The sequence below is a fragment of the Rhizobium jaguaris genome, assembly GCF_003627755.1.
In the GTDB taxonomy this organism is placed as follows: Bacteria; Pseudomonadota; Alphaproteobacteria; order Rhizobiales; family Rhizobiaceae; genus Rhizobium; species Rhizobium jaguaris.
In genome coordinates this window covers 404,586-428,151 of the sequence record NZ_CP032694.1, presented here as the reverse complement: position 1 = coordinate 428,151, position 23,566 = coordinate 404,586, and the positions used below count along the sequence as shown (strand labels likewise).

The window sequence follows — 23,566 nt, the reverse complement described above, 5'->3', positions numbered from 1 at the left end:
AAAAGTGCGAAGCGGTTTTGGATAAGACCATGCCCAGTCAAATAACCGGCTTCGGAAGCCCTTCGTAGAGGGCCGAATGATCGCCCTGCCAATTTGCCATGCCGCGCTTGGTCAGCATGCCGCGAGGCTGGGCAAAGCTCTGGATCGTCCTTTGCGGCCGCTCGTGCCACTGAATGTTGAAGGCCCATAATTTCGGGAAGAAGCAGAGCGATGCATAGGGCAGATGATCATGGATCCACCATGCAAGCTTCTGCCAATCGCCCTCTTCGCGGCAATTGTCGATCAGCCACGGCACGACGATACAGACTGCCGCGCCCATACAGCCATCGAGATCACGCATGTCCCAGATATGATGCGCAGCGGTATGGGCATTGGTCGAGCAGTTCAAGCCGTTCCTGTTGCCGAAGGCATTGACATCAGGCGCACGATAGCCGGAGCGGATATGCAGCCGGCCGAAGGTCGCCTCCAGCGGTTCCAGCAGTTCCTCGCAAAGCCGGCTGCCGGACTCGATCGCCAGATCAGGGTCCTCAGGGATATTGGGAATACGATAGAAATCGGCGATCTCCGAATGCAGGAAATCGCGGAAGAAGAAGTTCTTCGACAGCCTGACTCGGCCGAGCTCCTCCAGGCCCTTCATCGATCCCGGCTTTTTCATTGTCTTATACCCCTTCCCTTTGTTCATGCGGCTGGTGCGGACGTGTTATTTCACAGCACCGCTCCGAATTCCGTCAGCAGTGGAACAAATCGGTTTGCGCCGGCTTGTGTAGACGTCGCCACCGGCGGCATCTCAAAAAAATCTGGCCATAAAAATCTGGCTGGAAAACAAGGAGAGAGACAATGGGCAAGAAGACGCTGGAAGATCTTTTCTACGATACGCTGAAGGACATCTACTACGCCGAAAAGCAAATCATTCGGATGCTGCCAAAGATGGCGCGCGAGGCACAATCGCCGGACCTCAAGGCCGGCTTCGAAAAACACCTGCAGGAAACCGAGGGACATGTCGAACGGCTGCAACAGGTTTTCGAACTGATCGGTAAGCGCGCGCATGGCAAGACCTGCGAAGCCATCCAAGGGATGATTGCCGAAGGCCAGGAGATCATCGACGACTTCAAGGGAACGCCTGTTCTCGATGCAGGGCTGATTTCCGCCGTGCAGGCCGTCGAGCACTATGAGATCGCCCGCTACGGCTCGCTGCGCACCTGGGCAGAGACTCTCGGCCAAAAACAGGTCGTCCAGCTGCTCGACCAGACGCTGCAGGAAGCGGGAAAAACCGACAGGACACTCTCGAAGCTGGCGATGACCGCCGCCAACAGGAAAGCCGCGGCATGATTCTCTGACGGAAAGAGCAACGGGACGCCCCTGCTGCTCTTCCGCTACCCGTATATTTGAAGAAATCGATGAAAGCCCTGAGTGCCGGGCGCATCTGGCGACGGCTGGAATAATAGATGCAGAAGCCGGGATAGGGTGCACACCAGTCCTCCAGCACGCGGATGAGCTTGCCCTCAGCCAGTTCCTGTTGCACGCGAATGTCGAACAGATAGGCGAGGCCGGCGCCATTGACCGCCGCCAGAACCGCGAGCCGGTCCTCGATCACAATCAAGGGCCCGTCGACAGCTATAATCAGCTCACGACCGTCCTTCTCAAACTCCCAGCGATAGAGAGAGCCATCGGTAAATCGTCGCTTGATGCAGCGGTGATGGACGAGATCGCGTGGATGCAAGGGCTTCGGGTTCTTCTCGAAATAGGCTGGGGAGCCGGCGATGACGGTGCGGATATCCGGCGATATCTTCACCGCGATCATGTCCGCCTCAAGGCTCTCTTCCAGCCGGATACCGGCATCGAAACCCTCCCTGACAATATCGGTGAAACCGTCCTCATTGGCGATCTCCAGCGTGATATCGGGATAGGTATTCAGGAAATCGCCGAGGCGCGGGGCAAGCAGCAGATCAGTAGCAAAACGCGGCGCGGAAATGCGAAGGTTGCCGGCCGGACGCCCGCGGGCGGCGAGCGTATCCTCCAATGCGATGTCGATTTCCTCCAGTGCCGGTGCCAGGCGCTCCAGCAGCAGCTTGCCCTCCTCGGTCGGCGAGACGCTTCGGGTGGTGCGGGCAAGCAGGCGCACGCCCAGGCTTTCCTCGAGACTGGAGATCGCATGGCTGACTGCAGAAGGCGCGATCGACAATTCCTTGCCGGCGGCACGGAAGCTGCGATGGGCGGCAACGGCGGCGAGGACCGCCAACTGGGAGAGCTGAGTTCTGTTCATTGATCTAAATAATAGAACAGCCCATTTGGATTTGCATGCATTTTCATTCGTTATCGGCAGGCATAGTTTCTTGTCTGTCACGCAGCCGGCAAAGATGGCCGCCGCGGACCGGAATTAAGCTCAAGAGGACACGATTATGAAAACCCGCAAACTCGGCAAGGAACTCACCGTATCCGCCGTCGGCCTCGGCTGCATGGGCATGAGCTTCGCCTATGGCGCGACCAATGACGACGAGTCCATCAAGACGCTGCATCGGGCCGTCGATCTCGGCGTCACCTTTTTCGATACCGCCGAAACATACGGTCCCTTCACCAATGAGGTGCTGGTCGGCCGTGCGCTGAAGCCCGTCCGGGATCGCGTCGTGATCGCAACGAAATTCGGCTTCAAGCTCGATCTGGAAAAATCTGGTCCGGCGGCGATGGTCGGCGTCGACAGCCGGCCCGAGCATGTGAAAGAGGTGGCCGAAGCCTCGCTGAAGCGCCTCGATACCGATGTCATCGACCTCTTCTACCAACACCGCGTCGATCCGAACGTTCCGATCGAAGATACCGTCGGCGCAATGGCGGAGCTGGTGAAGGAGGGCAAGGTGCGTGCGCTCGGGCTTTCCGAAGCAAGTGCCTCCACCATCCGCCGCGCCCATGCCGTGCATCCGATTGCCGCCGTACAAAGCGAATACTCACTGTGGAGCCGCGATCCGGAGGAAGAGGTGCTGGCCGCCTGCCGTGAACTCGGCATCGGCTTCGTACCTTATAGCCCGCTCGGCCGCGGCTTCCTGACCGGTGCGATCCGCAATATGAGCGATCTCGCAGCCGACGATTTCCGCCGCAACGTGCCGCGTTTCCAGGGCGAGAACTTCGACGCCAACGCCGCCCTCGTCGCCAAGCTCGAAGCCTTCGCCAAGAACAATGGCGTCACTGCGGCGCAGTTGGCGCTCGCCTGGGTGCTGCACCAAGGCGATGACATCGTACCGATCCCCGGCGCCCGCAAGTTGCACCATCTGGAGCAGAATGCCGCCGCCGCCGACATCACGCTCTCGGCCGGCGAAGTTCAGGAACTGAGCGACATCATTCCGCTCGAACAAGTGGCGGGCAAACGCTACTCCGACTCGGGGCTGGCGATGACCAACCGGTAAGTCTATTCTTCGTTTCAGCATTACCCAAAATCGGCATCGGCCTCATCGCTGGTGCCGATTTTTTGTTTTTCAATAGCGCAGATCGAGATGGAAAGCGCGATGCACTTATTCGATAACGAGCTGGACGCGGTCGCCGGAGAAGCAGGAGATGCCGAAGGAAATCGGGCGTCCCTCGGTATCGACGTCGACCTTGTGGATTTCGATCACCGGCCGCGTCTTCGGCAATTTCAAGGTCTTGGCTTCGCGCACGCTTGGCAGGCGGGCAATGATGCGGGTGCTTTTGCGCTTGTAATCGTTGATCCCGAAGGAGCGGTAGGCGACGGTGCGCGACGGATTCAGCCGCAGCAATTCGTCAATGCCGCGGAAGCGTTCAGCGGGAAAATAGCTGCGTGCCATGCTGAGCGGCCGGCCGCTGACCTCACCCATAGAGTCGATCACCACCACTTCGGCGCCACGCGGCAATTCGAGATTGCGCAATGTGACGGCATCGGCCTCCTCGACCGTGCTTGCCAGGATCCGCCGCTGGCTTTCGAGGCTGGCGCGACTCATATTTTCGGTCCAACGCGTGCGCTCGCCGAGCGCATAGGGAATTGCGTCTTCTGCAACAAACAGGCCGCGTCCATGTTCAATGCGAATCAGGCCTTCCTTTTCCAGCTCGGCCAGCGCCCGGCGGACGGTGAAGCGGCTGACGTCGAAATGGCGGGCCATGTCGAGTTCGGTCATCAACTGCATGCCGGCAACAAGCTTGCCGTTGCGGATATCCTCACGAAGCGACAACGCGACACTACGCCACAGCCGGCCGCGCTCGTGACCCTCGCCACTACGGATGTCACCGGTTTCTGCCATTGAAGCCATGTTTCCGATCCTTTGCGCATGGCCGCCCGGCCAGGTTTCATCGGGAGACTTCGCCTCACCGAAATCATTTCTGCCATCGTCATAAGGGTGAAATAGACGGTCTGTAAAGGTCCGTACTGCGAAAATAAGGTACGGACCTTTGTTATATTGGGTTTGCGATTTCCCGTGTTTCTCCGCCGCCAAAGACATCGCGGTGGACGCGCGGTCATGACCGCAAACCGGCTTTCCTCGGGGGCGAGATGGTGCAAGACGATACACAAGACGTAGCGGCTGGCGACAATGCCGACCGGAAGCGCTGGATGGGCATCCTGGCCCGCGCCGGCCGCAGTGAACTGGAAGAGGCCTGGAGCGCTTTGCGTGAGCAGCCGGCCTATGAATGGCTGCGCCAGCCGGAGGTTGGCCTCGTGATGGTGCGGGCGCGAGCCGGCGGCACGGGCGACGCCTTCAACATGACCGAGATGAGCATGACGCGCTGCGCACTGCGGCTTGCCGACGGCACGACCGGTTATGCCTATGTCCAAGGCCGCGACACCAGGCAGGCGGAGCTTGCCGCTGTGTTCGATGCGCTGATGCAGAAGCCGGAGCATCGTTTCGCGATCGCCAGCACGGTCATCGAACGCCTCGAAGGCAAACAGGCCGAACGGCGGCAACAGAAGAGCCTGAAAGCCGCCTCCACCAAAGTCGAATTCTTCACCATGGTGCGCGCGGAGACGAAGAAATGAGCGTCGCTATCGATACGAGAAACCTTAAGCCGGGCTTTGCCGAGCCGATTTTCGATACCCAGGCGACCTTTCGCGGCATTCTCGACGCCACGGCCTATCCCGGTCGTGTCCAAGCGCTGGATCGGCTTGCCGACGTGCCCGACCTCCTGATGCCGGCGACGGCCGCGATCGTGCTGACCCTCCTCGATTTCGAGACGCCAGTCTGGCTCGACCTCGAAAACACCTCGGCCGCCGCAAACTATATCCGCTTCCATGCCGGTTCGCCGCTGGTCTCCGATACCGCCATCTGCCGCTTCGCCATCCTGACGACGGCGTCGGAGATGCCGCCGCTGTCGGCCTTTTCCTTCGGCGACGACAAATATCCCGACACATCCTGCACGCTCATCGTGCAGGCTCCGTCGCTGACCTCGGGAAAACCGATGCGCTGGACCGGCCCGGGCATACAGCATGCTACGACCTGCAGTATTGACGGGTTGCCGGACGGATTCTGGCAGGATTGGGACGACAATCACGGGCTCTATCCGATGGGCGTCGATGTGATTTTCGTGAGCGGCAGCGATATCATCGGCCTGCCGCGCGGCATCAGAGTGGAGGCATAATCCCATGTATGTTGCAGTCAAAGGCGGCGAACGCGCCATTTTGAATTCCCACAAGCTGATTGCCGAGGAGCGGCGCGGCGATACGTCGGAACCGGAGCTTTCGGTCGGCCAGATCGAAAGCCAGTTCGGCCTCGCCGTCGATCGGGTCATGACCGAAGGCTCGCTCTACGATCGCGAATTGGCAGCACTGGCGCTGAAGCAGGCGCAGGGCGACGTAGTGGAGGCCGTGTTCCTGCTGCGCGCCTATCGCACGACCTTGCCCCGCATCGGCGTCACCGAGCCGATCGACACGGCAGACATGGACATCGAGCGCCGTGTTTCGGCCGCCTTCAAGGACCTGCCGGGCGGCCAGGTGCTCGGCCCGACCTACGACTATACCCACCGCCTGCTGGACTTCGGTCTGATGGAGAGGGAAGGTTCGGCGCCTCAGGCGGAAATCGCCAATCAACCGCTCGATGGCTCCATGCCGCGCGTCACCGATATCGTGGGGCAGGAGGATTTCATGGAGCATGAGATCCCCGTCCGTGAAGGCGAGCCGGTCTACGACCTCACACGCCAGCCCATGGCCTTTCCGGCAAACCGCGATCAGCGGCTGCAGAACCTGGCGCGCGGCGACGAAGGGTTTCTCACCGCGCTCGCCTATTCGACGATGCGCGGTTACGGCGGCAGCCATCCCTATGTCGGCGAAATCCGCATGGGCGAAGTGCCAGTCGAATTCGTGCCGGAGGAACTGGGCTTCGCCATCGAGATCGGCGACATCGTCGTCACCGAATGCCAGATGATCAATCAGTTCGGCGGCTCGAAGACGGAAGCTGCCCGCTTCACGCGCGGTTACGGCCTGGCGCTGGGCAAGAGCGAACGCAAGGCCATGGCGATGTCGCTGGTCGACCGGGCGCTGCGCTGCCACGAACTCGGCGAGATGGCGCAGTTCCCCGCACAGGACGAGGAATTCGTCCTCTATCACACCGACAATGTCGAGGCGGCCGGCTTCGTGTCGCATCTGAAGCTTCCCCACTATGTCGATTTCCAAGGCGACCTCCAGCTGCTGCGCGGTCTGCGCGCGGAATTCGAGGCACGCCAAACCAAGGAGGCAGCCGAATGAGCGCGGCCCACGAAGACAAGAACCAGGAAAAACCGAAGGCCGGTGAAGCCTATAACTTCGCCTATCTCGACGAGCAGAAGAAGCGAATGATCCGCCGCGCGATCCTCAAGGCAGTCGCCGTACCCGGTTATCAGGTGCCGTTCGGCGGCCGCGAGATGCCGCTCGCCTATGGCTGGGGCACCGGAGGCATCCAGGTGACGGCAAGCGTCATCGGCCCGAAAGATGTCTTGAAAGTCATTGACCAGGGCGCCGACGATACGACGAACGCCGTTTCCATCCGCCGCTTCTTCACCCGCGTCGCCGGCGTGGAGACGACCGAGGCGACCTCCGAGGCTACCGTCATCCAGACCCGCCATCGCGTGCCGGAAACGCCGCTCGCAGAGGGGCAAATCCTCGTCTACCAGGTGCCGCAGCCGGAACCCCTGCGCGGCCTCGAACCGCGCGAAACCGAGACGCGGAAGATGCATGCCTATGCCGAATATGGGCTGATGCAGGTACGTCTCTACGAGGATATCGCCCGCTTCGGCCAGATCGTCACTGCGCACAGCTATCCGGTCATGGTCAATGGCCGGCACCTGATGTCGCCGACGCCGATCCCGAAATTCGACAATCCGAAGATGACGCACAATCCGGCTATCCAGCTTTTCGGCGCCGGCCGCGAAAAGCGCATCTATGCCGTGCCGCCCTACACGACGGTTCGCAGCCTCGATTTCGACGATCATCCTTTCAAGGTGCAGAGCTGGAAAAGCTGCTGCGCGCTTTGCGGCGCGACCGACAGCTATCTCGACGAAGTCGTCACCGACGACAAGGGCGGCCGCATGTTCGTCTGCTCCGATACCGACCATTGCGCCACCCGCCGCGCGGCCGGCCATGTCGGCCCGGAAGGCGGCAATCCGACGGCATTGGCGCTGACCTCGCTCAACGAAACCGAGAAGGAGCCGTCGTAATGGCTGCTGTTTCAACTCCACGCCGCGCGCCGCTGATGCGCGTCAACGGCATCTCCAAAACATTCGGCGATGTCGCCGCCTGTAAGGATATCTCCTTCACGCTTTATCCCGGCGAAGTCATCGGCATCGTCGGCGAGTCCGGCTCCGGCAAGTCGACGCTGCTGAACTGCCTCTCGGCCCGCATGAAGCCTGATGCCGGCAGCATCGAGTACGATACACGCCGGCATGGTCTGATCGACATCCTGTCGCTCTCCGAACCGGAGCGGCGGATGTTGATGCGCACCGATTGGGGCATCGTCCATCAGAACCCGCGCGACGGCCTCAGAATGAATGTCAGCGCCGGCGGCAATGTCGGCGAGCGGCCGATGGCGGTCGGCGAGCGTCACTATGGCGAGATCCGCGCCAATGCCGAGGATTGGCTCTCCAAAGTCGAGCTTGACATTGCCCGCACCGATAATAAGCCGACTACCTTTTCGGGCGGCATGCAGCAGCGCCTGCAGATCGCCCGCAATCTGGTGACCAAGCCACGCCTCGTCTTCATGGACGAGCCGACCGGCGGCCTCGACGTTTCGGTACAGGCTCGCCTGCTCGATTTGCTGCGCGGGCTGGTGCGCGAACTCGGCATCGCCGCCATTGTCGTCACGCACGATCTTGCGGTCGTCCGCTTGCTCGCCGACCGGCTGACGGTGATGTGGCGTGGCGATGTCGTGGAGCAGGGCCTGACCGATCAGGTGCTGGACGACCCGCACCATCCCTACACCCAGCTTCTGGTTTCCTCCGTGTTGCAGGTCTGAGCGATGAACGACGATAACAACTCCGCAAGCACGCCTATCAGCGTTCGCTCGCTGTCAAAAACCTTCACGCTTCACACGCAGGGCGGCACGCGCATCCCGGTCTTCGCCGATCTCGATCTCGATGTGCGGCGCGGCGAATGCGTTTGCCTGCACGGACCTTCGGGCGCCGGCAAGTCGACGCTGCTGCGTTCGCTTTATGCCAATTACAAGCCGCACAAGGGTTCGATCCTGGTCGAGCATGACGATACCGTAGTCGATCTCGCGACGGCAGAGCCTTGGGAAGTGGTGGAAGTCCGCCGCCGCACTATAGGCTATGTCAGCCAGTTCCTGCGCGTCATCCCGCGCGTGCCGACGCTGGACATCGTCGCCGAACCGGCTCTGATGCGCGGCATCTCCCGTGAAGATGCCGAAGCGAAAGCCAAGGCGTTGCTCACGCGGCTCCGCATCCCCGAACGGTTGTGGAGCCTGGCGCCGGCGACCTTTTCCGGCGGCGAGCAGCAGCGCGTCAACATTGCCCGCGGCTTCGCGGTCGATTACCCCATCCTGCTGCTGGACGAGCCGACGGCCTCGCTGGACGCTCAGAACCGCCACACTGTCATCGACATCATTCTCGAGGCGAAGGCACGCGGCTCGGCGATCGTCGGTATCTTCCACGATCAGGAAGTGCGCGACGCCGTTTCAGACCGTCTCTTCGAAGTTCTGGCTTATCAAGGGAGCGCAGCGTGATCGATTCACTCGTCCTGACCAACGCCAAGGTTATCCTCCCCGGGGAGGTCATCGAGGGCACCGTCCACATCGCCCGTGGCCGTATCGATGATGTCTCCACGGGGTCGAGTGCGGCCCCCAGCGCGATCGACTTCAACGGCGATTATCTGATGCCAGGCATTGTCGATCTCCACACCGACAGCCTGGAGAAGCACGTCATGCCGCGTCCCGGCGTGCGTTTCAACCCCGTGCTGGCAGCGATGGCGCATGACGCGCAGATCATTTCGTCCGGGATTACGACGGTGCTCGACGCCATCTGCATCGGCTCCAGCCTGCGTAATCCCGAGCGTAACGAAATCCTGATGCCCATGGTCGAGGGCATCCGCACCGCCCGCGCACGCGGCCTGCTGCGCGCCGACCACCAGCTGCACATGCGCTGCGAGATCACCGACGAGCGCGTGGTCGAGATGTTCGAACCTTTCGCCGCCGATCCGCTGACGCGCATGATGTCGGTGATGGATCATTCGCCGGGTCAACGCCAGTCGCCGGATCTGGAAAAATATAAGAAGAAGCAACTTTCCTACCGCGCTTTGGAAGCCGAAGAGCTCGATCGCGCAATCGCGGAGCTGATGGAAGCTTCACGCGCCATCGGTCCCGTCAATCGCGCAGCACTGGTCGAAATCGGCCGTGCCAAGGGCATCCCGCTTGCCAGTCACGACGACGAAACCACGGATCATATCACTCAGGCTTCTAGCGAAGGCGTGGTCATCTGCGAATTCCCGACGACCTTCGAAGCTGCGGAAGCCGCCCGCGAGCACGGCCTCGCAATCCTCATGGGCTCGCCGAACATCATTCGCGGCGGCTCGCACACCGGCAATGTCGGTGCCGCCGATCTCGCCCGGCGTGGGCTGCTCGACATCGTCTCGTCGGACTATGTGCCGATCAGCCTGCTGCAGAGCGCCTTCGCGTTGACGGCGGAGGATATCGGCTACGACCTGACGCATGCGATCCGCACTATCACGCTCAACCCGGCGACGGCCGTCGGTCTTACCGACCGCGGCAGCATTGCATCGGGCAAACGCGCCGATCTCGTCCGAGTCAGTCTGGTGGAAGGGTTGCCGGTGGTACGGTCTGTTTGGACGGAGGGGCGGCAGACCTATTGAGCCAAAGCATCGCTTTGCCGTTGAGCGCAGCCTGGATCATTGCATGCCGATTGGTGACGGACTCTCCCGAGCGAAATTTCAAGCTGTCATAAAAACGCTTGAGTTGCATCGATATCAAAGGGACAGTTTCTTCACCTTTCGGTAGCAACGAAATGCATTTTCCTGATGACGAATGGCAAGTCGATGGCAGCGGCTATGATGCCGAATTGCTGGAAGACGCTTTGCAGGCAGCCTCCGATTTTGGCGCAATCAGCGCTGCGATAGTTCACCGCGGAAAGGTGCTCGCCTGGGGCGGCGATCCAAAGCAGAAAGTGCTGATCAGATCGGTCCGGAAAAGTCTGCTGAGCGCCCTGATCGGCATTGAAGTGAAAGAAGGCCGCATCGATCTCGGCGCGACGCTGAAGGACCTCGACATCGACGACGTGGAACCGGCACTCACGGATGCTGAAAAGCAAGCCACCGTCCGCGATCTGATCATGGCGCGTTCTGGGATCTATCATCCCGCGCTGGCCGAAAGCGCGGAGATGAAGGCGGCGAGGCCGGCGCGGGGATCACACCCTGTCGGCACCTTCTGGTACTACAACAATTGGGATTTCAATGCGTTGGGCACGATCTACGAGAGAGCCAGCGGCCATTCCGTATTAGAGGGATTTCAACGATATATAGCCGGACCGATCGGCATGCGGGATTTCCGGCTTGATGATTGCGCGTTTCTTCGAGGCGAGGACTCCATCCATTCCGCCTACCACATCCACCTGACGCTCAGAGACATGGCGCGCTTCGGACATCTCTATCTCAATGAGGGCAATTGGAAGGGACACCAGATTGTTCCGCGCGAATGGGTTCTGGAAAGCGTCACCGCCCATTCTGTAATGCCTGCCATAGGCAGCTACGGTTACATGTGGTGGACGACGGGGCCGGATGGCAAGGCGCAGAGAGAAGGCAGTACCATTGCCGCCCAACTTCCGGCGTTCCGATATTTTGCCCATGGCCACCACGGACAAATGATTGCCGTCATGCCGGAGAAACAGCTTGTCTTGGCAACCCTTGCGACGAGCAAAACCAAGACTCAGGCCGACTGGGCAAGGCTTAGCGACTTCATGTTGTCGGCATCAAAGGCGATTTCCTGACGGGGCCGTTATGCCATGGCCGCCACGTCTCCCCGCATTACTTGCCGCCAATGATCTTCAGTCGAATTCGCCGTGAGATGGAATCGATGATGGCGACGGCAACCAGCATCATGATGATGATGAACAGCGCCTGATCCCAATTGTTGACCAGTATCTGCTGTGACAACTCCAGGCCGATGCCGCCGGCGCCGACGATGCCGAGGATGGTGGCGGCGCGGACGTTGGATTCGAAGAAATAGAGCGCGCTGGACAGGATGACGGGCAGCACCTGCGGCACGACGGCCAGGCGGATCGCCTGCAGCTGGTTGGCACCGGCGGCCTGCGTGCCCTCTATCGGCTTGCGGTCGACATTCTCGATCGCCTCGGCATAGATCTTGGTGAGGAATGCGACGTCGGAAAAGGCGATGGCGAGCACGCCGGCAAAGGGGCCCATGCCGACGGCGCTAACAAAGATCAGCGCCCAGATCAGGATATCAATGCCGCGCAGCACGTCGAGCACGCGGCGGAAGCCGAAATGCAGGAAGATGTTCGGCACGACGTTGCGCGCGCCGAGGAAGCCGAGCGGAAAGGCGACGATGGTCGACAGAAACGTGCCGAAGAAGGCCATGGCCAGCGTTTCGCCGAGCGCCTGCAGATAGGTGCCGAACACACCTCCGCTCGAGGGCGGCAGCATCAGCTTGATGAGAAAGCCGAGCCTTCCGGCACCGTTCCAGAATCGCATCGGTGTGGCGTCGATCCACCAGAGGCCGAACACGAAGATTGCCGCCAGCAGCAGCGCGATGCCGCGGCTGCGCCAACGCTCTGCGAAGGGTCTGGCGAAAAGCTCCGGATGTGCGTAGCGCCAAGCTGCAATTTCGCCCGTTTCAGGAAGAAGGGTAGAGCTGGTCATGAGGTATACCGCAGGGATTCCTTGCTGATCATGCGATGACGGATGGCTTCGCAGCTCAGGTCTGCGGCCATGACGACAATGATGATCAGCAGGACGATGGCGCTGATATCGGGATAGTCGAACTGGCGGATGGAAAGATAAAGCTCCTCACCGATGCCGCCGGCGCCGACGATGCCGAGCACCGAGGCGCTGCGGATATTGTATTCGAAGCGCAGCAGCGCATAGCTCATGAAATTCGGCATGACCTGCGGCAGCACGGCAAGCCGCATGATGACCGGCCAGTTGCCGCCCGCCGCCATGACACCTTCGATCGGCTTGGTGTCGACGCTTTCATTGATTTCGGAAAACAGCTTGCCGAGCGAACCGGTCGTGTGCACCGCGAGCGCCAGAACGCCGGCTAACGGTCCGATGCCGAAAGCGAAGACGAAGATCATTGCATAGACCGTGTCCGGCACGGTGCGGGCAAGCTCGAGAAAACGGCGCGACAGGAAATAGAGCGTATTGTTGCGCATAAGATTGCGCGAGGCGGAAAAGCAGAGAAGCAGCGCGGCAATACTGCCGGCCATGGTGCCGACGAAGCTCATCAGCGCTGTTTCGGCAAGCAGTTCCAGCCAACGCGGCAGGTTCCAATACCATTCGCCGAGATCATGGCCGAGCGTGGCATAATGCAGCTCTGGAAAGGTGGAGGATATGTAACGCCAGGCATCAGGCAGGCCGCTTGCGAGTTCACGGAAGCTGAAGCCGCTGAACATGGCGGAGAAGATCACCGCCGCGACGAGCAATACGCCATAGATCGCAGTCTGGAGCCACAGCTTGCGGCGCTCGACCGCAAAGGAGCGGTGGAACGCTTCGATCCTGGCGGTATGGCCGACGTCGATCATTGGAGACATGGACGTTTGCTCATGCGAAAAACTTTCTCTGCTATCTGCGGATGCGGCCGATCGGCGGCCACCTCTTGGTTCGAGGCCCTGCCATCTACGCTGTCGCTTCGATGACAGGGCACCTCACCATGAGGTGGATCAAACTCGCATCCGGACGCCCGAGGCCAACCCTCACCATCAGGTGAAACGAGTCTTCGGAACGGGCTCAGAAGACCAGCCCTCATGCTGAGGTGCGCAGGCCTGAAGGGCCGGAGCCTCGAAGCACGAGGGCTGGTGGCCGACGAGCCCCCCTCCTCCTCAATGCTTGCGGCGGTCGGCGTCGTTCGCCTGGGTGATGCCGATGATGTCGTCGTAATCGGAGTCCTTGACCGGCACGAGGTCCTTCGACGTTCCGTCCGTCTGCTTTTGGAAATCGGCTGGATCCTCCTTGGGATAGGACAGAATGGCATTTCGATAGGCGTCCTGCAGATCCTGCGGCAGGTCGGTGCGCATGACATAGGGACCGTTCGGGATCAGGTTCGAGGTCCAGATGACGCGGGTCGAGCCCTTCGGCACCATGCCCTTGCCCTCCATGCGCAATGCATTGCTCTTCTGCGGATTGGTCCAGTCGTCGGCCGCAGCATCGAAGGTGCCGTTGACGACGCCGACAACTCCGAGCTCGTGGCTACCCGAGAAAGGCGTCTTGGAGAAGAATTTCGAAGGATCGATGCCGTCCTTCTTCATGAAATAGAGCGGCACCGCATAGCCGGAGGTCGAGTTCGGATCGGCCCAAGCCAGCACCTTGCCTTTGAGATCGTCGATCTTCTGGTATGGGCTGTCGGTCTTGACGACGATGACCGAGTGATAGCCGGTCGAGCCGTAGTTGTCTTCGTTAGTGGCGACAGCCGTGATCTTATCGTCCATCACCTTGCGGCCGAGGGCGTAGTTGGCGGCACCGATGGTTGCGAACTGGATCTTGTTGGAGTGCAGCGCCTCGATGACGGCGGCGTAGTCGGTGCCCCAGAGAATGTGGACGGGAACGCCGAGCTTCTTGGTCATGTAGGCGGAGAATTTGTCGTAACGAGCGACAGCGTCGCGCTCATTCTCCGAGCTCGAAATGCCGAAATTCAATTCCTTGTACTGATCGCGCCAGTCGGCCTTGGCAGGGACAGCGGCAAGAAGCAGGCCGCCGACGATAAGGCCGGAAAGAGCGGTGCGGCGGGTGACATTGTTGGTCATCAGTCAATACTCCATGGGATGAAAGACGGCCAGCAGCGCCCGCCGAGTGGGAAAAGGGGAAGGTCAGGCCCAGACCGGATTGGTCTCGGAAGCGATTCCGGCACCAGCGCCGATAGCAGGGCGTCCGAACTGGCCGGCGGTCAGGCTTTCATCGATGGGAGCAGCGCCATCCTCGCCGTAGATCCGTTGCAGCACGTCGCTCGTCAGACCTTCGGGTCCGCCGTCGAAAACGATGCTGCCCTTGGCAAGGCCGATGATGCGGTCGCAATAGCTGCGCGCCGCATCGAGCGTATGCAGATTGCAGATGACGGTGATGCCGTCTTCTCGGTTGATCGCCTTCAGCGCCTCCATGACGAGGCGGGCATTATGCGGATCGAGCGACGCGATCGGCTCGTCGGCAAGAACGATGTCAGGCATTTGCACCAGCGCCCGCGCAATCGCCACGCGCTGCTGCTGGCCGCCGGAAAGCGTGTCGGCGCGCTGCAACGCCTGTGGCAACAGATTGAGGCGATCAAGCGCCTTCGCCGCCATGGTCCGCTCCGCCGCGGAGAACTGTTTGAAAAGGATCGGCAATGTGCCGTTGGTGGCGACCCGGCCAACCAGAACGTTGGTCAACACATCGAGCCGGTTCACCAGATTGAACTGCTGGAAGATCATCGCGCAACGGGCGCGCCAGAGGCGGAGCTCGCGTCCCTTGAGATCGCTGACAGTCTTGCCGTCGAACTCGATCGCGCCTTCGCTCGGATCGATCAGGCGGTTGATGATCCTGAGCAAAGTCGACTTGCCGGCTCCGGATCGCCCAATAACGCCGACGATTTGTCCTTTACCGATCTCAAGATCAATAGAATTGACCGCAGTCGACAAGCCAAACATCTTCGTTACAGCGCTGAGTTTCAGCATGCTGTCTCCAATTTTCCCGCACCATTCATCAAGAAGGTACGCTTAAAAGCGAACCTATTTTCTTGATGGTATGGATATATATTTTTGTAATTCTACCGATAGTGGCGCCGTAGTTCTCGAAATGAGAAAATTACACGTCGCTGAGAGCAATTATACTTTTCAACGTGACATTTGTATTACGAATCCCGCCCCAGAAGCGATATAATGGCACGGACCTTCGAAGATGTCTGTTTGATGTCAGGACGGTGACGGGCGCGAGCTGAGGCAGCCTCCGCTAAAATGCTTTGAAACCTACAAAAAGACGTCACGTCGCGGGCGGATCAAAGGGAGAAAAAGCGGCAGTCGGGGTGATAAAAGGCATGCGACCAGATAACGCAGCCTGGATGCCTCCGACATCGCCATCGAGCATACGGCTGAAAGCCGCGAAAGTGTGGGCGAAATCAGCGAGTTCTGATCCGGGACGTCCCGCTAACAGATCGGCATAGTCGTAATCCGTGCGACCACGTCTCGACGTTCGGTTGACAAATTAGCCCGAAGTTTGAAGAGTGCGGCCATCGAAACGGGCAGCGTTGGGGGGACTTATGTCTAAGCGCGCGTTCATCGGATTTTCAGCCTTTTTTCTCGCCACTTTCGCCGCCTTGACGCCTGCGGGCGCCGCCGATGCCAGGCGGCAGGTGGTCACCACGCAGGATGGCGATTACTTCGGCTTCGATCTGCGTACCGAGCAGAACGTTACGCTGGATCAATGCTCGACCTCCTGCATAGGCGACAAGTCCTGCAAGGCCTTCACCTATAATCCCAAGGTGAAATGGTGCTTCCTGAAGTCGGATTTCAACCAGCTCAACAGCTTCCCCGGAGCCGTCGCCGGCAAGATCGTCGAAACCGCTGCCGTCAGCGAGCCGGATATCGGCGCCGCACCGGCCCTCCCCTTCCTTTCCGACAATTTCGTACAGAGCGCACGCGATGCGAAGAGCAGGCTCACGCTCGCCAATGAGTTGAAGGGACAGGGCGTCGAAAGCCTGACGGCGCTCGGCCGCATCGAGCTGACCTCAGGCAATGTCAACAACGCGCTGAACGCCTTTCAGGGCGCGCTGTCGCTTGCGCCCGACAACGGCGATCTCTGGGTCGAGATGGCGCGTGCCGCCAACACGATAACGAACGACACGACCGTCGCCACGCAGGCGGCTTACGCCGCTCTCAACGGCTATCAGCTTTCCCGCACGACGCGGAGCCGCGCCGACGCGCTCGCCGTGCTCGCTACCGCGCTGCAAAACGCGCAGAACTATCGCCAGTCGCTCAGCGCCTATAAGGCGAGCCTTGCTCTGGTCGGCTCCCCGACGATCCAGGCCGCCTATGACGATCTGAGAGCCCGCCAGGGCTTCCGCGTCACCGGCAACACGCTCGACAACGACAACGCCTCGCCCCGCGCCTGTCTGCAATTCTCCGAAAAACTGGTGAAGAGCGGCGTCGACTACACGCCCTTCGTCACCGTCAATGGCGCCGCCCCGAAGGGCGTCGATGCCAAGGACAACCAGATCTGCGTCGAAGGCCTCGACTTCGGCCAGCACTACAAGATTTCGCTGCGGCGCGGCCTGCCCTCCTCCGTCGATGAGGATCTAGCCACCCAGGTGGACATCGAGGTCTACGTCAAGGACCGCACCGCCTCGATCCGCTTCACCGGCGACAATTTCGTGCTGCCGTCGACGGCGCGTCGCGGCATCCCTTTGGTTTCGGTCAACGCCACCACTGCAAACCTGAAGCTCTACCGCATCGGCGACCGCAACATAGCCCAACTGCTCAGCAATTCGCAGTTCCTGACGCAGATGGACAACTACAGCGCCGAGACCATACAGAATAGCAGCGGCGAGCTGGTCTGGCAGGGCTCGATCGATATCCAGCAGGACCTCAACAAGGATGTCGTCACCAGCTTCCCGGTCGACGAGGCGTTGCCGAAGCGCAAGCCCGGCGTCTACGTCCTGACCGCAGTCGCACCGAACGCCGGCCAGGAATGGGATCCGCAGGCAACGCAATGGTTCGTCGTCTCAGATATCGGTGTCACCACCTATGCCGGCACGGATGGGCTGAACGTCTTCACCCGCTCGCTCGGCAGTGCCAAGCCGATCGCAGGCGTCCAATTGCAACTACTCGCAAAAAACAATGAAATTCTCGGCACCGCGAAGACCGACGCGAATGGCCGCGCCACCTTCAGCGCCGGCCTGATGCGCGGCACCGCGGGCATGACCCCGGCTGTCATCACGGCGCAGAACGGCGACCAGGACTACGTCTTCCTCGACATGACCCGCGCCGGTTTCGATCTCTCCGACCGCGGCGTCACCGGCCGTACGGCGCCGGGCGCGATCGATCTGCTCACCTGGACCGAACGCGGCATCTACCGTGCCGGCGAGACGGTGCATGCCTCCGCTCTTGCCCGTGACGTCAGCTCCATGGCGGTCGAGAACCTGCCGCTCACCTTCGTCTTCCTGCGCCCCGACGGCGTCGAGGACCGCCGCATCGTCACCGACGGCGGCAAGCTCGGTGGCTACAATGTCGACCTGCCGCTCCAGCAGACCGCAATGCGCGGCACCTGGACGATGAACATCTATACCGACCCGAAGGGCGCCTCCATCGGCTCGCAGACTTTCCTCGTCGACGATTTTGTGCCGGATCGCATCGAATTCGACATGAAGAGCGACGCCAAAGCGATCGAAGTCGGCCAGCCGACGCCGGTCAACATCGAAGGGCGGTATCTCTACGGTGCGCCGGCCGCGGGCTTGAGCCTCGAAGGCGAAGTTACTCTGAAGCCGACGCGCGAAAGCGCCGATTATAAAGGCTATGAATTCGGCCTCGCCGACGAGGGCGCCGGGCAGGACAATAGCGATAACGACAGCGACAGCAGCAGCAGCGACAACAAGGCCGAGAGCTCGCAAGTGCCGCTGGAAGACCTGCAGGCGCTGGACGAGGGCGGCAAGACGACTTTCGACGTCACCATCAACGACACACCCTCGACCACGCAGCTCCTCAACGCCAACATCACTGTACGCATGCAGGAGGCCGGCGGCCGCGCCGTCGAGCGCTCGCTGACGCTGCCGGTCAAAACCGATGGACCGCGGATCGGCATCAAGCCGGAATTCGACGGCGATCTCGGCGAAAATTCGATCGGCAACTTCCATGTCATCGCCGTCGACCAGAACGGCCAGAAGCAGGCCATCCAGGGCCTGGCCTGGAAGCTGCTCGCTGTCGAGCGCGACTATCAATGGTACCGCGACGGCAATAGTTGGAAATACGAGCCCGTCATGTCGACCAAGCAGGTCGCCACCGGCACGGTCAACGCCACGACGGACGGTGCGGAAATCTCCGTACCGGTCACCTGGGGCCGCTACCGGCTGGAGGTGGAGACCGCCGATACGAATGGTCCGCAATCCAGTGTCGAATTCGACGCCGGCTGGTATGTCGCCTCCACCTCGACGCAAACGCCGGATGCGCTGGAGATTGCGCTCGACAAGGACAGCTACCATGTCGGCGATACGGCTAAGCTGAAAGTAACCTCGCGTTATGCCGGCCAGTTGATGGTGACGGCCGGCTCCGAAACGCTGATCTCGGTCACCAATGCCGATATCGGCGCCACCGGCGGTGAAGTCGACATTCCCGTCACCGCCGACTGGGGCGCAGGCACCTATGTGACCGCCACCCTCTTCCGCCCGGGCGACGCACAGGAAAGCCGCATGCCGATGCGCGCGATCGGTATCAAATGGGCGACCGTCGATCCCGGCGAACGCAAGCTGCAGGTCAAGCTCGATGCGCCACAGAAAACCTTGCCGCGCCAGCCGCTGAATATCGGCGTGCAGGTGGTGGGCGCAGGCGCCAACGAGGATGCATATGTCACGGTTGCCGCCGTCGATGTCGGCATTCTCAACCTGACGCGTTACCAACCGCCAGCCCCGGACAACTGGTATTACGGCCAGCGCCAGCTCGGCCTCGAAATCCGCGACCTCTACGGCCGCCTTATCGACGGTTCACTCGGCGCCACCGGGCGATTGCGCACCGGCGGCGACGGTGGACAAGTGGCGCTGCAGGCGAGCCCGCCGACCGAAAAGCTGATCGCCTTCTTCTCCGGCCCGATCAAGCTCGATGCCAAGGGCAAGGCCAATGTCAGCTTCGACATTCCGCAATTCAACGGCACGGCGCGCCTGATGGCGGTCGCCTGGTCAAAGGCAGGGATCGGCCATGCCACGCAGGATGTTATCATCCGCGACCCGGTCGTCGTCACCGCCAGCCTGCCGAAATTTCTCGCTCCGGGGGATAAAGCCAATCTCCGGCTCGATATCGCCAATACCGACGCGCCCGCCGGCGACTATAAGCTGGCAGTCACGGGCAACTCGGCCGTTACCGTCGATGCCAGCGCCGCACAGCAGACGATCAATCTGAAACAGGGCGGCAAATACGACATCACCCTGCCTCTGACCGGTGGGCAACCGGGCGCCGGCACGGTCGCGATCAAGCTGTCCGATGCTTCGGGAATGTCGCTCGACCAATCGGTCGATATACCAGTCCGACCCGCACAGTTGCCGGTGACCGAACGGCGGCTGATCACGCTCGCACCGGGCAAGAGCCTGACGGTCAATGCCGACCTGCTGGCCGACAGCGTGCTGCCGGGCGCTTCGGTCAGCGTCAATATCAGCCGCTCCGGCGCCTTCGACGTGCCCGCTTTGCTGATGAGCCTCAGCCGCTACCCCTATGGCTGCGCCGAGCAGACGGCGAGCAGCGCGCTGCCGCTGCTCTATTTCAGCGAGATGGCGATCAAGAACGGCTTGGCCGACGACACTGAAATCCATCAGCGCGTTCAGGACGCGATCTATCGCGAAATGTCCTACCAGTCGTCGACCGGCAGCTTCGGCCTCTGGGGTCCGGGCTCCGGCGATCTCTGGCTCGATGCCTATGTTACCGACTTCCTGACCCGTGCCCGCGAGCAGAAATACACGGTGCCGGATCAGGCCATGGTGCAGGCGCTGGAGAACCTCCAGAATTCGCTGAGCATCAACACCAACGTCAAGGACCAGGGCAACGAGATCGCCTATGCGCTCTACGTGCTCGCCCGCAACAAGAAGGCTTCGATCAGCGACCTGCGCTATTACGCCGATACCATGCTGAACGACTTCCCGACCCCGCTCTCCAAGGCGCATCTGGCGGCGGCTCTGGCGCTTTATGGCGATGCGCAGCGCTCGCGCAACATCTTCGTCGATGCGCTGCAGATGTCGCAACAGGCGGCGGTAACGAAGGTCAGCTTCGTCCGCTCCGACTACGGTTCGTCGCTGCGCGACGGTGCCGCCGTACTGGCGCTTGCCGCTGAGAGCCGTCCCGTGCCGCCGATCATTCAGGATCTGGCGTCGGTCGTCGCGAAGGAATGGCAGACCAAGACCTATACCAGTACCCAGGAACAGACCTGGATGCTGCTCGCCGCCCGCGCCTTGCAAAACGGCGATGACGGCTTAACGCTCGATGTCAACGGCGCTGCCCATAGCGGCGCTTACATGGCCCAAATGAGCGGCGATGCCTTGATGGGTCATCCGCTGACCGTCACCAACACCACCCGCCAGCCGCTGTCGGCTGCCGTGACCACGGTCGCGGCTCCGGTCACACCGCTGCCGGCCGGCGGCAACGGCTTCACCATCGAGCGCAAGTACTACACGCTCGACGGCGATGAGGCGAACATCACCCAGGCGCAGCAGAACGAACGCTATGTCGTCGTGCTGCATATCACGGAAACCAACGATTGGCCGTCGCGCGTTCTCGTCACCGACCTCTTGCCGGCCGGCTTCGAGATCGACAATCCGAGCATCGTCAACAGCGCGCAGCTTTCGAACTTCGACTGGCTGAGCGATGTACAGCCGGCCCATGTCGAGTTCCGCAACGACCGCTTTGTCGCCGCCTTCGACCAATCGTCGGACCGCGATCTCAGCTTCGCCTATGTCGTACGCGCTGTTACTCCCGGCACCTACGATCATCCGGCCGCGAGCGTCGAGGACATGTACCGTCCGCAATTCTCGGCCCGCACGGCGATGGGCCGCATGGAGGTGCTGGCAGCACAGCAGTAAGAGCAGGTCATGAAGACGCGATGGAAAATTGCGATCGGTGTCGGGGTGAGCGCCCTCTCGGTGGCGGCGCTGGTCTTTGGCCTCGAGGCCGCCGATCGCGCCTTTCCGCCGCCGCTCGACAAGGCCGGCATCGTTTCGGCTGAAGTGCTCGACGCCAATGGCGAGCTGCTCCGCGCCTTCGCCACGCCGGAGGGGCGCTGGCGGCTGAAGACCGATGTCGCCGATGTCGATCCGCAATTCCTGCGCATGCTGGTCGCCTATGAAGACCGGCGCTTCTACCACCATCATGGCGTCGACCCGATGGCGCTCGGCCGCGCCTTTCTGCAGCTCGTCAGCCATGGCCGCATCGTCTCGGGCGGCTCGACGCTGTCGATGCAAGTGGCGCGGCTGATAGAGCCGCGCAGCGAGCGGTCCGTGCCGGCGAAGCTGCTGCAGATCGTCCGCGCCATCCAGATCGAGCGGCGGCTCAGCAAGGAACAAATCCTGGACCTCTATCTGACGCATGCGCCCTATGGCGGCAATCTGGAGGGTGTGCGGGCCGCAAGCCTCGCCTATTTCGGCAAAGAGCCGCGGCATCTGACAGCCGCGCAGGCGGCCCTGCTTGTCGCCCTGCCGCAATTGCCGGAAAAGCGCCGCCCCGACCGTAATCTCGCAAGCGCCGAGGCAGCCCGCCGTCGCGTGCTTGACCGCGCTGCTGTTGCGGCTGCGATTGGGGAGGGCGAAGCAGAGCGGGCAGCCCTCGTTCCCGTGCCGGCCAAGCGGCGGCAATTGCCGGCCTATGCCGCGCATCTCGCAGAAGCCGCGCTGCGCAAGCAACCCGGCGTCATTCAGCATCACACAACGCTGCGCCGGGATATTCAGCAAGGCCTGGAAGCCGTCGCCGATGAGGCGGCGAAGCGACTCGGGCCGAAGGTCTCGGTCGCGATGGTGATGGCGGATGCGCATACCGGCGAAATCGTCGGCGAGGTCGGCTCGGCCAATTATTTCGATTCCAGTCGCTCCGGCTGGATCGACATGACCCGCGTCCTGCGCTCGCCGGGCTCGACGCTGAAACCCTTCATCTACGGCCTTGCCTTCGAAGAGGGATATGTCGCCCAGGAAACCATCATCGAAGACCGCCCTGCCGATTTCTACGGCTACCGCCCGCGGAATTTCGATATGACCTACCAGGGCGATGTCAGCGTGCGCGAGGCGCTGCAACTGTCGCTCAATGTGCCGGCAGTGCGCCTGCTCGATGCCGTCGGACCGACGCGACTCCTGGTGCGTTTCCGCCGTGCAGAGGTGAAACCGGTGTTACCGCCCAACGAAGCGCCGGGCCTTGCCATCGGCCTCGGCGGCGTCGGCATCACGCTCAAGGATCTGGTGCAGCTCTATGCGGGGCTTGCCAATCGCGGCAAACCGATGCAGATCGGCGACGGCATCCAGGATCAGCCCGGGCCGATCGAAAGCGAGCCGCTGATGGAGCCGGTGGCAGCCTGGAACATCACCGACATTCTCTCCGACATCATTGCGCCGGCCGGCAGCAAGCAGCTCGGCATCGCCTACAAGACCGGCACCAGTTACGGTAACCGCGACGCGTGGTCCGTCGGCTATGACGGCGCGCATGTGCTCGGCGTCTGGGTCGGCCGGCCGGACAATGGTGCTGTGCCGGGCCTGGCAGGTTATGTCTCAGCCGCCCCCATCCTGTTCGAGGGCTTCGCCAAGTCGGGCGTCGCCATAGCGCCGTTTCCGCCGGCGCCCATGGGCGCGGTGCGCATTTCCGCCACCGAACTGCCGATCAGCCAGCGGCGTTTTTCAGTCACGGCAGCCGGCCTGCTGTCGGCCTCGACCCGCGAGCCGGCGCCACAGATCGTCTATCCGCCAGAAGGCGCGCGCGTCGACCTTGGCGCGAGCAACAGCGCCAATCCGCCGATGCCGCTGGCGTTGAAGCTGCAGGGTGGCCGCGCACCGTTCCGCTGGCTCGCCAACGGCAAGCCGCTGCCCGACCTCTCCCGCCGCCGGACCAATCAATGGATTCCGGATGGCGCCGGCTATTCGACGCTAACGGTCATCGATGCCGCCGGCCGCGCCGCCAGCGTGCGGATTTTCGTGGAATAAGGCCCATCAAATCCTCGCGATCACGCCACTGTTTTTGCGGGTTGGAGTGTTTATACTATATTAACAAATACTCAAAC

At 61.6% G+C, this 23,566-nt stretch carries 18 protein-coding genes and 1 pseudogene; 12 read left to right on the top strand and 7 right to left on the bottom strand.

Annotated features, from left to right (window positions below; all coding sequences use genetic code 11):
- Positions 1 to 37 precede the first annotated feature (37 nt).
- Complete coding sequence (locus CCGE525_RS02050) at positions 38 to 655, bottom strand: hypothetical protein (protein WP_120702828.1); 618 nt, start codon at positions 653 to 655, stop codon at positions 38 to 40.
- Between the two features lie 182 nt (positions 656 to 837).
- Between CCGE525_RS02050 and CCGE525_RS02045 the strand changes: the two genes are divergently transcribed.
- Positions 838 to 1,329 (top strand): YciE/YciF ferroxidase family protein, encoded by a 492-nt coding sequence (locus CCGE525_RS02045; protein WP_120702827.1) that lies wholly within the window; start codon positions 838 to 840, stop codon positions 1,327 to 1,329.
- A 52-nt stretch (positions 1,330 to 1,381) separates the two neighbouring features.
- Here CCGE525_RS02045 and CCGE525_RS02040 read toward each other — a convergent pair.
- Positions 1,382 to 2,263 (bottom strand): annotated as a pseudogene (locus tag CCGE525_RS02040) (LysR family transcriptional regulator); the annotation flags it as partial.
- Between the two features lie 136 nt (positions 2,264 to 2,399).
- Between CCGE525_RS02040 and CCGE525_RS02035 the strand changes: the two are divergent.
- Positions 2,400 to 3,395 (top strand): aldo/keto reductase, encoded by a 996-nt coding sequence (locus tag CCGE525_RS02035; RefSeq protein WP_120702826.1) that lies wholly within the window; start codon positions 2,400 to 2,402, stop codon positions 3,393 to 3,395.
- Between the two features lie 105 nt (positions 3,396 to 3,500).
- Here CCGE525_RS02035 and phnF read toward each other — a convergent pair whose 3' ends face one another.
- A complete protein-coding gene (gene phnF, locus CCGE525_RS02030; protein WP_162950109.1) occupies positions 3,501 to 4,250 on the bottom strand; it encodes a phosphonate metabolism transcriptional regulator PhnF in 750 nt (249 codons plus the stop codon).
- A 239-nt stretch (positions 4,251 to 4,489) separates the two neighbouring features.
- On the opposite strand from phnF, the gene phnG reads away from it, so the two are divergent.
- The 8 genes from phnG to CCGE525_RS01990 all read left to right on the top strand — a co-directional run bounded on the left by phnG (position 4,490) and on the right by CCGE525_RS01990 (position 11,412).
- A complete protein-coding gene (gene phnG / locus CCGE525_RS02025; RefSeq protein ID WP_120702824.1) occupies positions 4,490 to 4,972 on the top strand; it encodes a phosphonate C-P lyase system protein PhnG in 483 nt (160 codons plus the stop codon).
- On the top strand, positions 4,969 to 5,571 hold the full coding sequence (gene phnH, locus CCGE525_RS02020; RefSeq protein WP_120702823.1) for a phosphonate C-P lyase system protein PhnH: 603 nt from the start codon (positions 4,969 to 4,971) through the stop codon (positions 5,569 to 5,571). Before phnG ends, phnH begins: the two co-directional genes overlap by 4 nt.
- Positions 5,572 to 5,575: 4 nt before the next feature.
- Positions 5,576 to 6,673: a carbon-phosphorus lyase complex subunit gene (locus CCGE525_RS02015; RefSeq protein WP_120702822.1), complete on the top strand. Its 1,098-nt coding sequence runs from the start codon at positions 5,576 to 5,578 to the stop codon at positions 6,671 to 6,673.
- Positions 6,670 to 7,620, top strand: coding sequence for an alpha-D-ribose 1-methylphosphonate 5-phosphate C-P-lyase PhnJ (locus tag CCGE525_RS02010; protein WP_120702821.1), 951 nt, complete (start codon positions 6,670 to 6,672; stop codon positions 7,618 to 7,620). Before CCGE525_RS02015 ends, CCGE525_RS02010 begins: the two co-directional genes overlap by 4 nt.
- Positions 7,620 to 8,414 carry a phosphonate C-P lyase system protein PhnK gene (gene phnK, locus CCGE525_RS02005; protein WP_120702820.1) on the top strand — a complete coding sequence of 265 codons (795 nt, stop codon included), beginning with the start codon at positions 7,620 to 7,622 and terminating at the stop codon, positions 8,412 to 8,414. The genes CCGE525_RS02010 and phnK overlap by 1 nt, the downstream gene beginning before the upstream one ends.
- A gap of 3 nt (positions 8,415 to 8,417) precedes the next feature.
- Positions 8,418 to 9,140: a phosphonate C-P lyase system protein PhnL gene (phnL, locus tag CCGE525_RS02000; RefSeq protein ID WP_120702819.1), complete on the top strand. Its 723-nt coding sequence runs from the start codon at positions 8,418 to 8,420 to the stop codon at positions 9,138 to 9,140.
- Positions 9,137 to 10,282: an alpha-D-ribose 1-methylphosphonate 5-triphosphate diphosphatase gene (locus CCGE525_RS01995; RefSeq protein WP_120702818.1), complete on the top strand. Its 1,146-nt coding sequence runs from the start codon at positions 9,137 to 9,139 to the stop codon at positions 10,280 to 10,282. Before phnL ends, CCGE525_RS01995 begins: the two co-directional genes overlap by 4 nt.
- A gap of 152 nt (positions 10,283 to 10,434) precedes the next feature.
- Positions 10,435 to 11,412: a serine hydrolase domain-containing protein gene (locus tag CCGE525_RS01990; protein ID WP_120702817.1), complete on the top strand. Its 978-nt coding sequence runs from the start codon at positions 10,435 to 10,437 to the stop codon at positions 11,410 to 11,412.
- Positions 11,413 to 11,449: 37 nt separating this feature from the next.
- Here the strand turns inward: CCGE525_RS01990 and phnE (CCGE525_RS01985) are convergent, their stop codons facing one another.
- The 4 genes from phnE (CCGE525_RS01985) to phnC all read right to left on the bottom strand — a co-directional run bounded on the left by phnE (CCGE525_RS01985) (position 11,450) and on the right by phnC (position 15,300).
- Positions 11,450 to 12,301 (bottom strand): phosphonate ABC transporter, permease protein PhnE, encoded by an 852-nt coding sequence (gene phnE, locus CCGE525_RS01985; protein WP_120702816.1) that lies wholly within the window; start codon positions 12,299 to 12,301, stop codon positions 11,450 to 11,452.
- On the bottom strand, positions 12,298 to 13,191 hold the full coding sequence (phnE, locus tag CCGE525_RS01980; protein ID WP_120702815.1) for a phosphonate ABC transporter, permease protein PhnE: 894 nt from the start codon (positions 13,189 to 13,191) through the stop codon (positions 12,298 to 12,300). Before phnE (CCGE525_RS01980) ends, phnE (CCGE525_RS01985) begins: the two co-directional genes overlap by 4 nt.
- 288 nt (positions 13,192 to 13,479) lie before the next feature.
- A complete protein-coding gene (phnD, locus tag CCGE525_RS01975) occupies positions 13,480 to 14,400 on the bottom strand; it encodes a phosphonate ABC transporter substrate-binding protein (protein ID WP_120702814.1) in 921 nt (306 codons plus the stop codon).
- 63 nt (positions 14,401 to 14,463) lie between these two features.
- Positions 14,464 to 15,300: a phosphonate ABC transporter ATP-binding protein gene (gene phnC / locus CCGE525_RS01970; RefSeq protein ID WP_120702813.1), complete on the bottom strand. Its 837-nt coding sequence runs from the start codon at positions 15,298 to 15,300 to the stop codon at positions 14,464 to 14,466.
- 581 nt (positions 15,301 to 15,881) lie between these two features.
- On the opposite strand from phnC, the gene CCGE525_RS01965 reads away from it, so the two are divergent.
- Complete coding sequence (locus CCGE525_RS01965) at positions 15,882 to 21,392, top strand: alpha-2-macroglobulin family protein (RefSeq protein WP_120702812.1); 5,511 nt, start codon at positions 15,882 to 15,884, stop codon at positions 21,390 to 21,392.
- A 9-nt stretch (positions 21,393 to 21,401) separates the two neighbouring features.
- Positions 21,402 to 23,489, top strand: a complete 2,088-nt coding sequence (pbpC, locus tag CCGE525_RS01960; protein WP_120702811.1) for a penicillin-binding protein 1C — start codon at positions 21,402 to 21,404, stop codon at positions 23,487 to 23,489.
- The last annotated feature ends 77 nt before the right edge of the window (positions 23,490 to 23,566 follow it).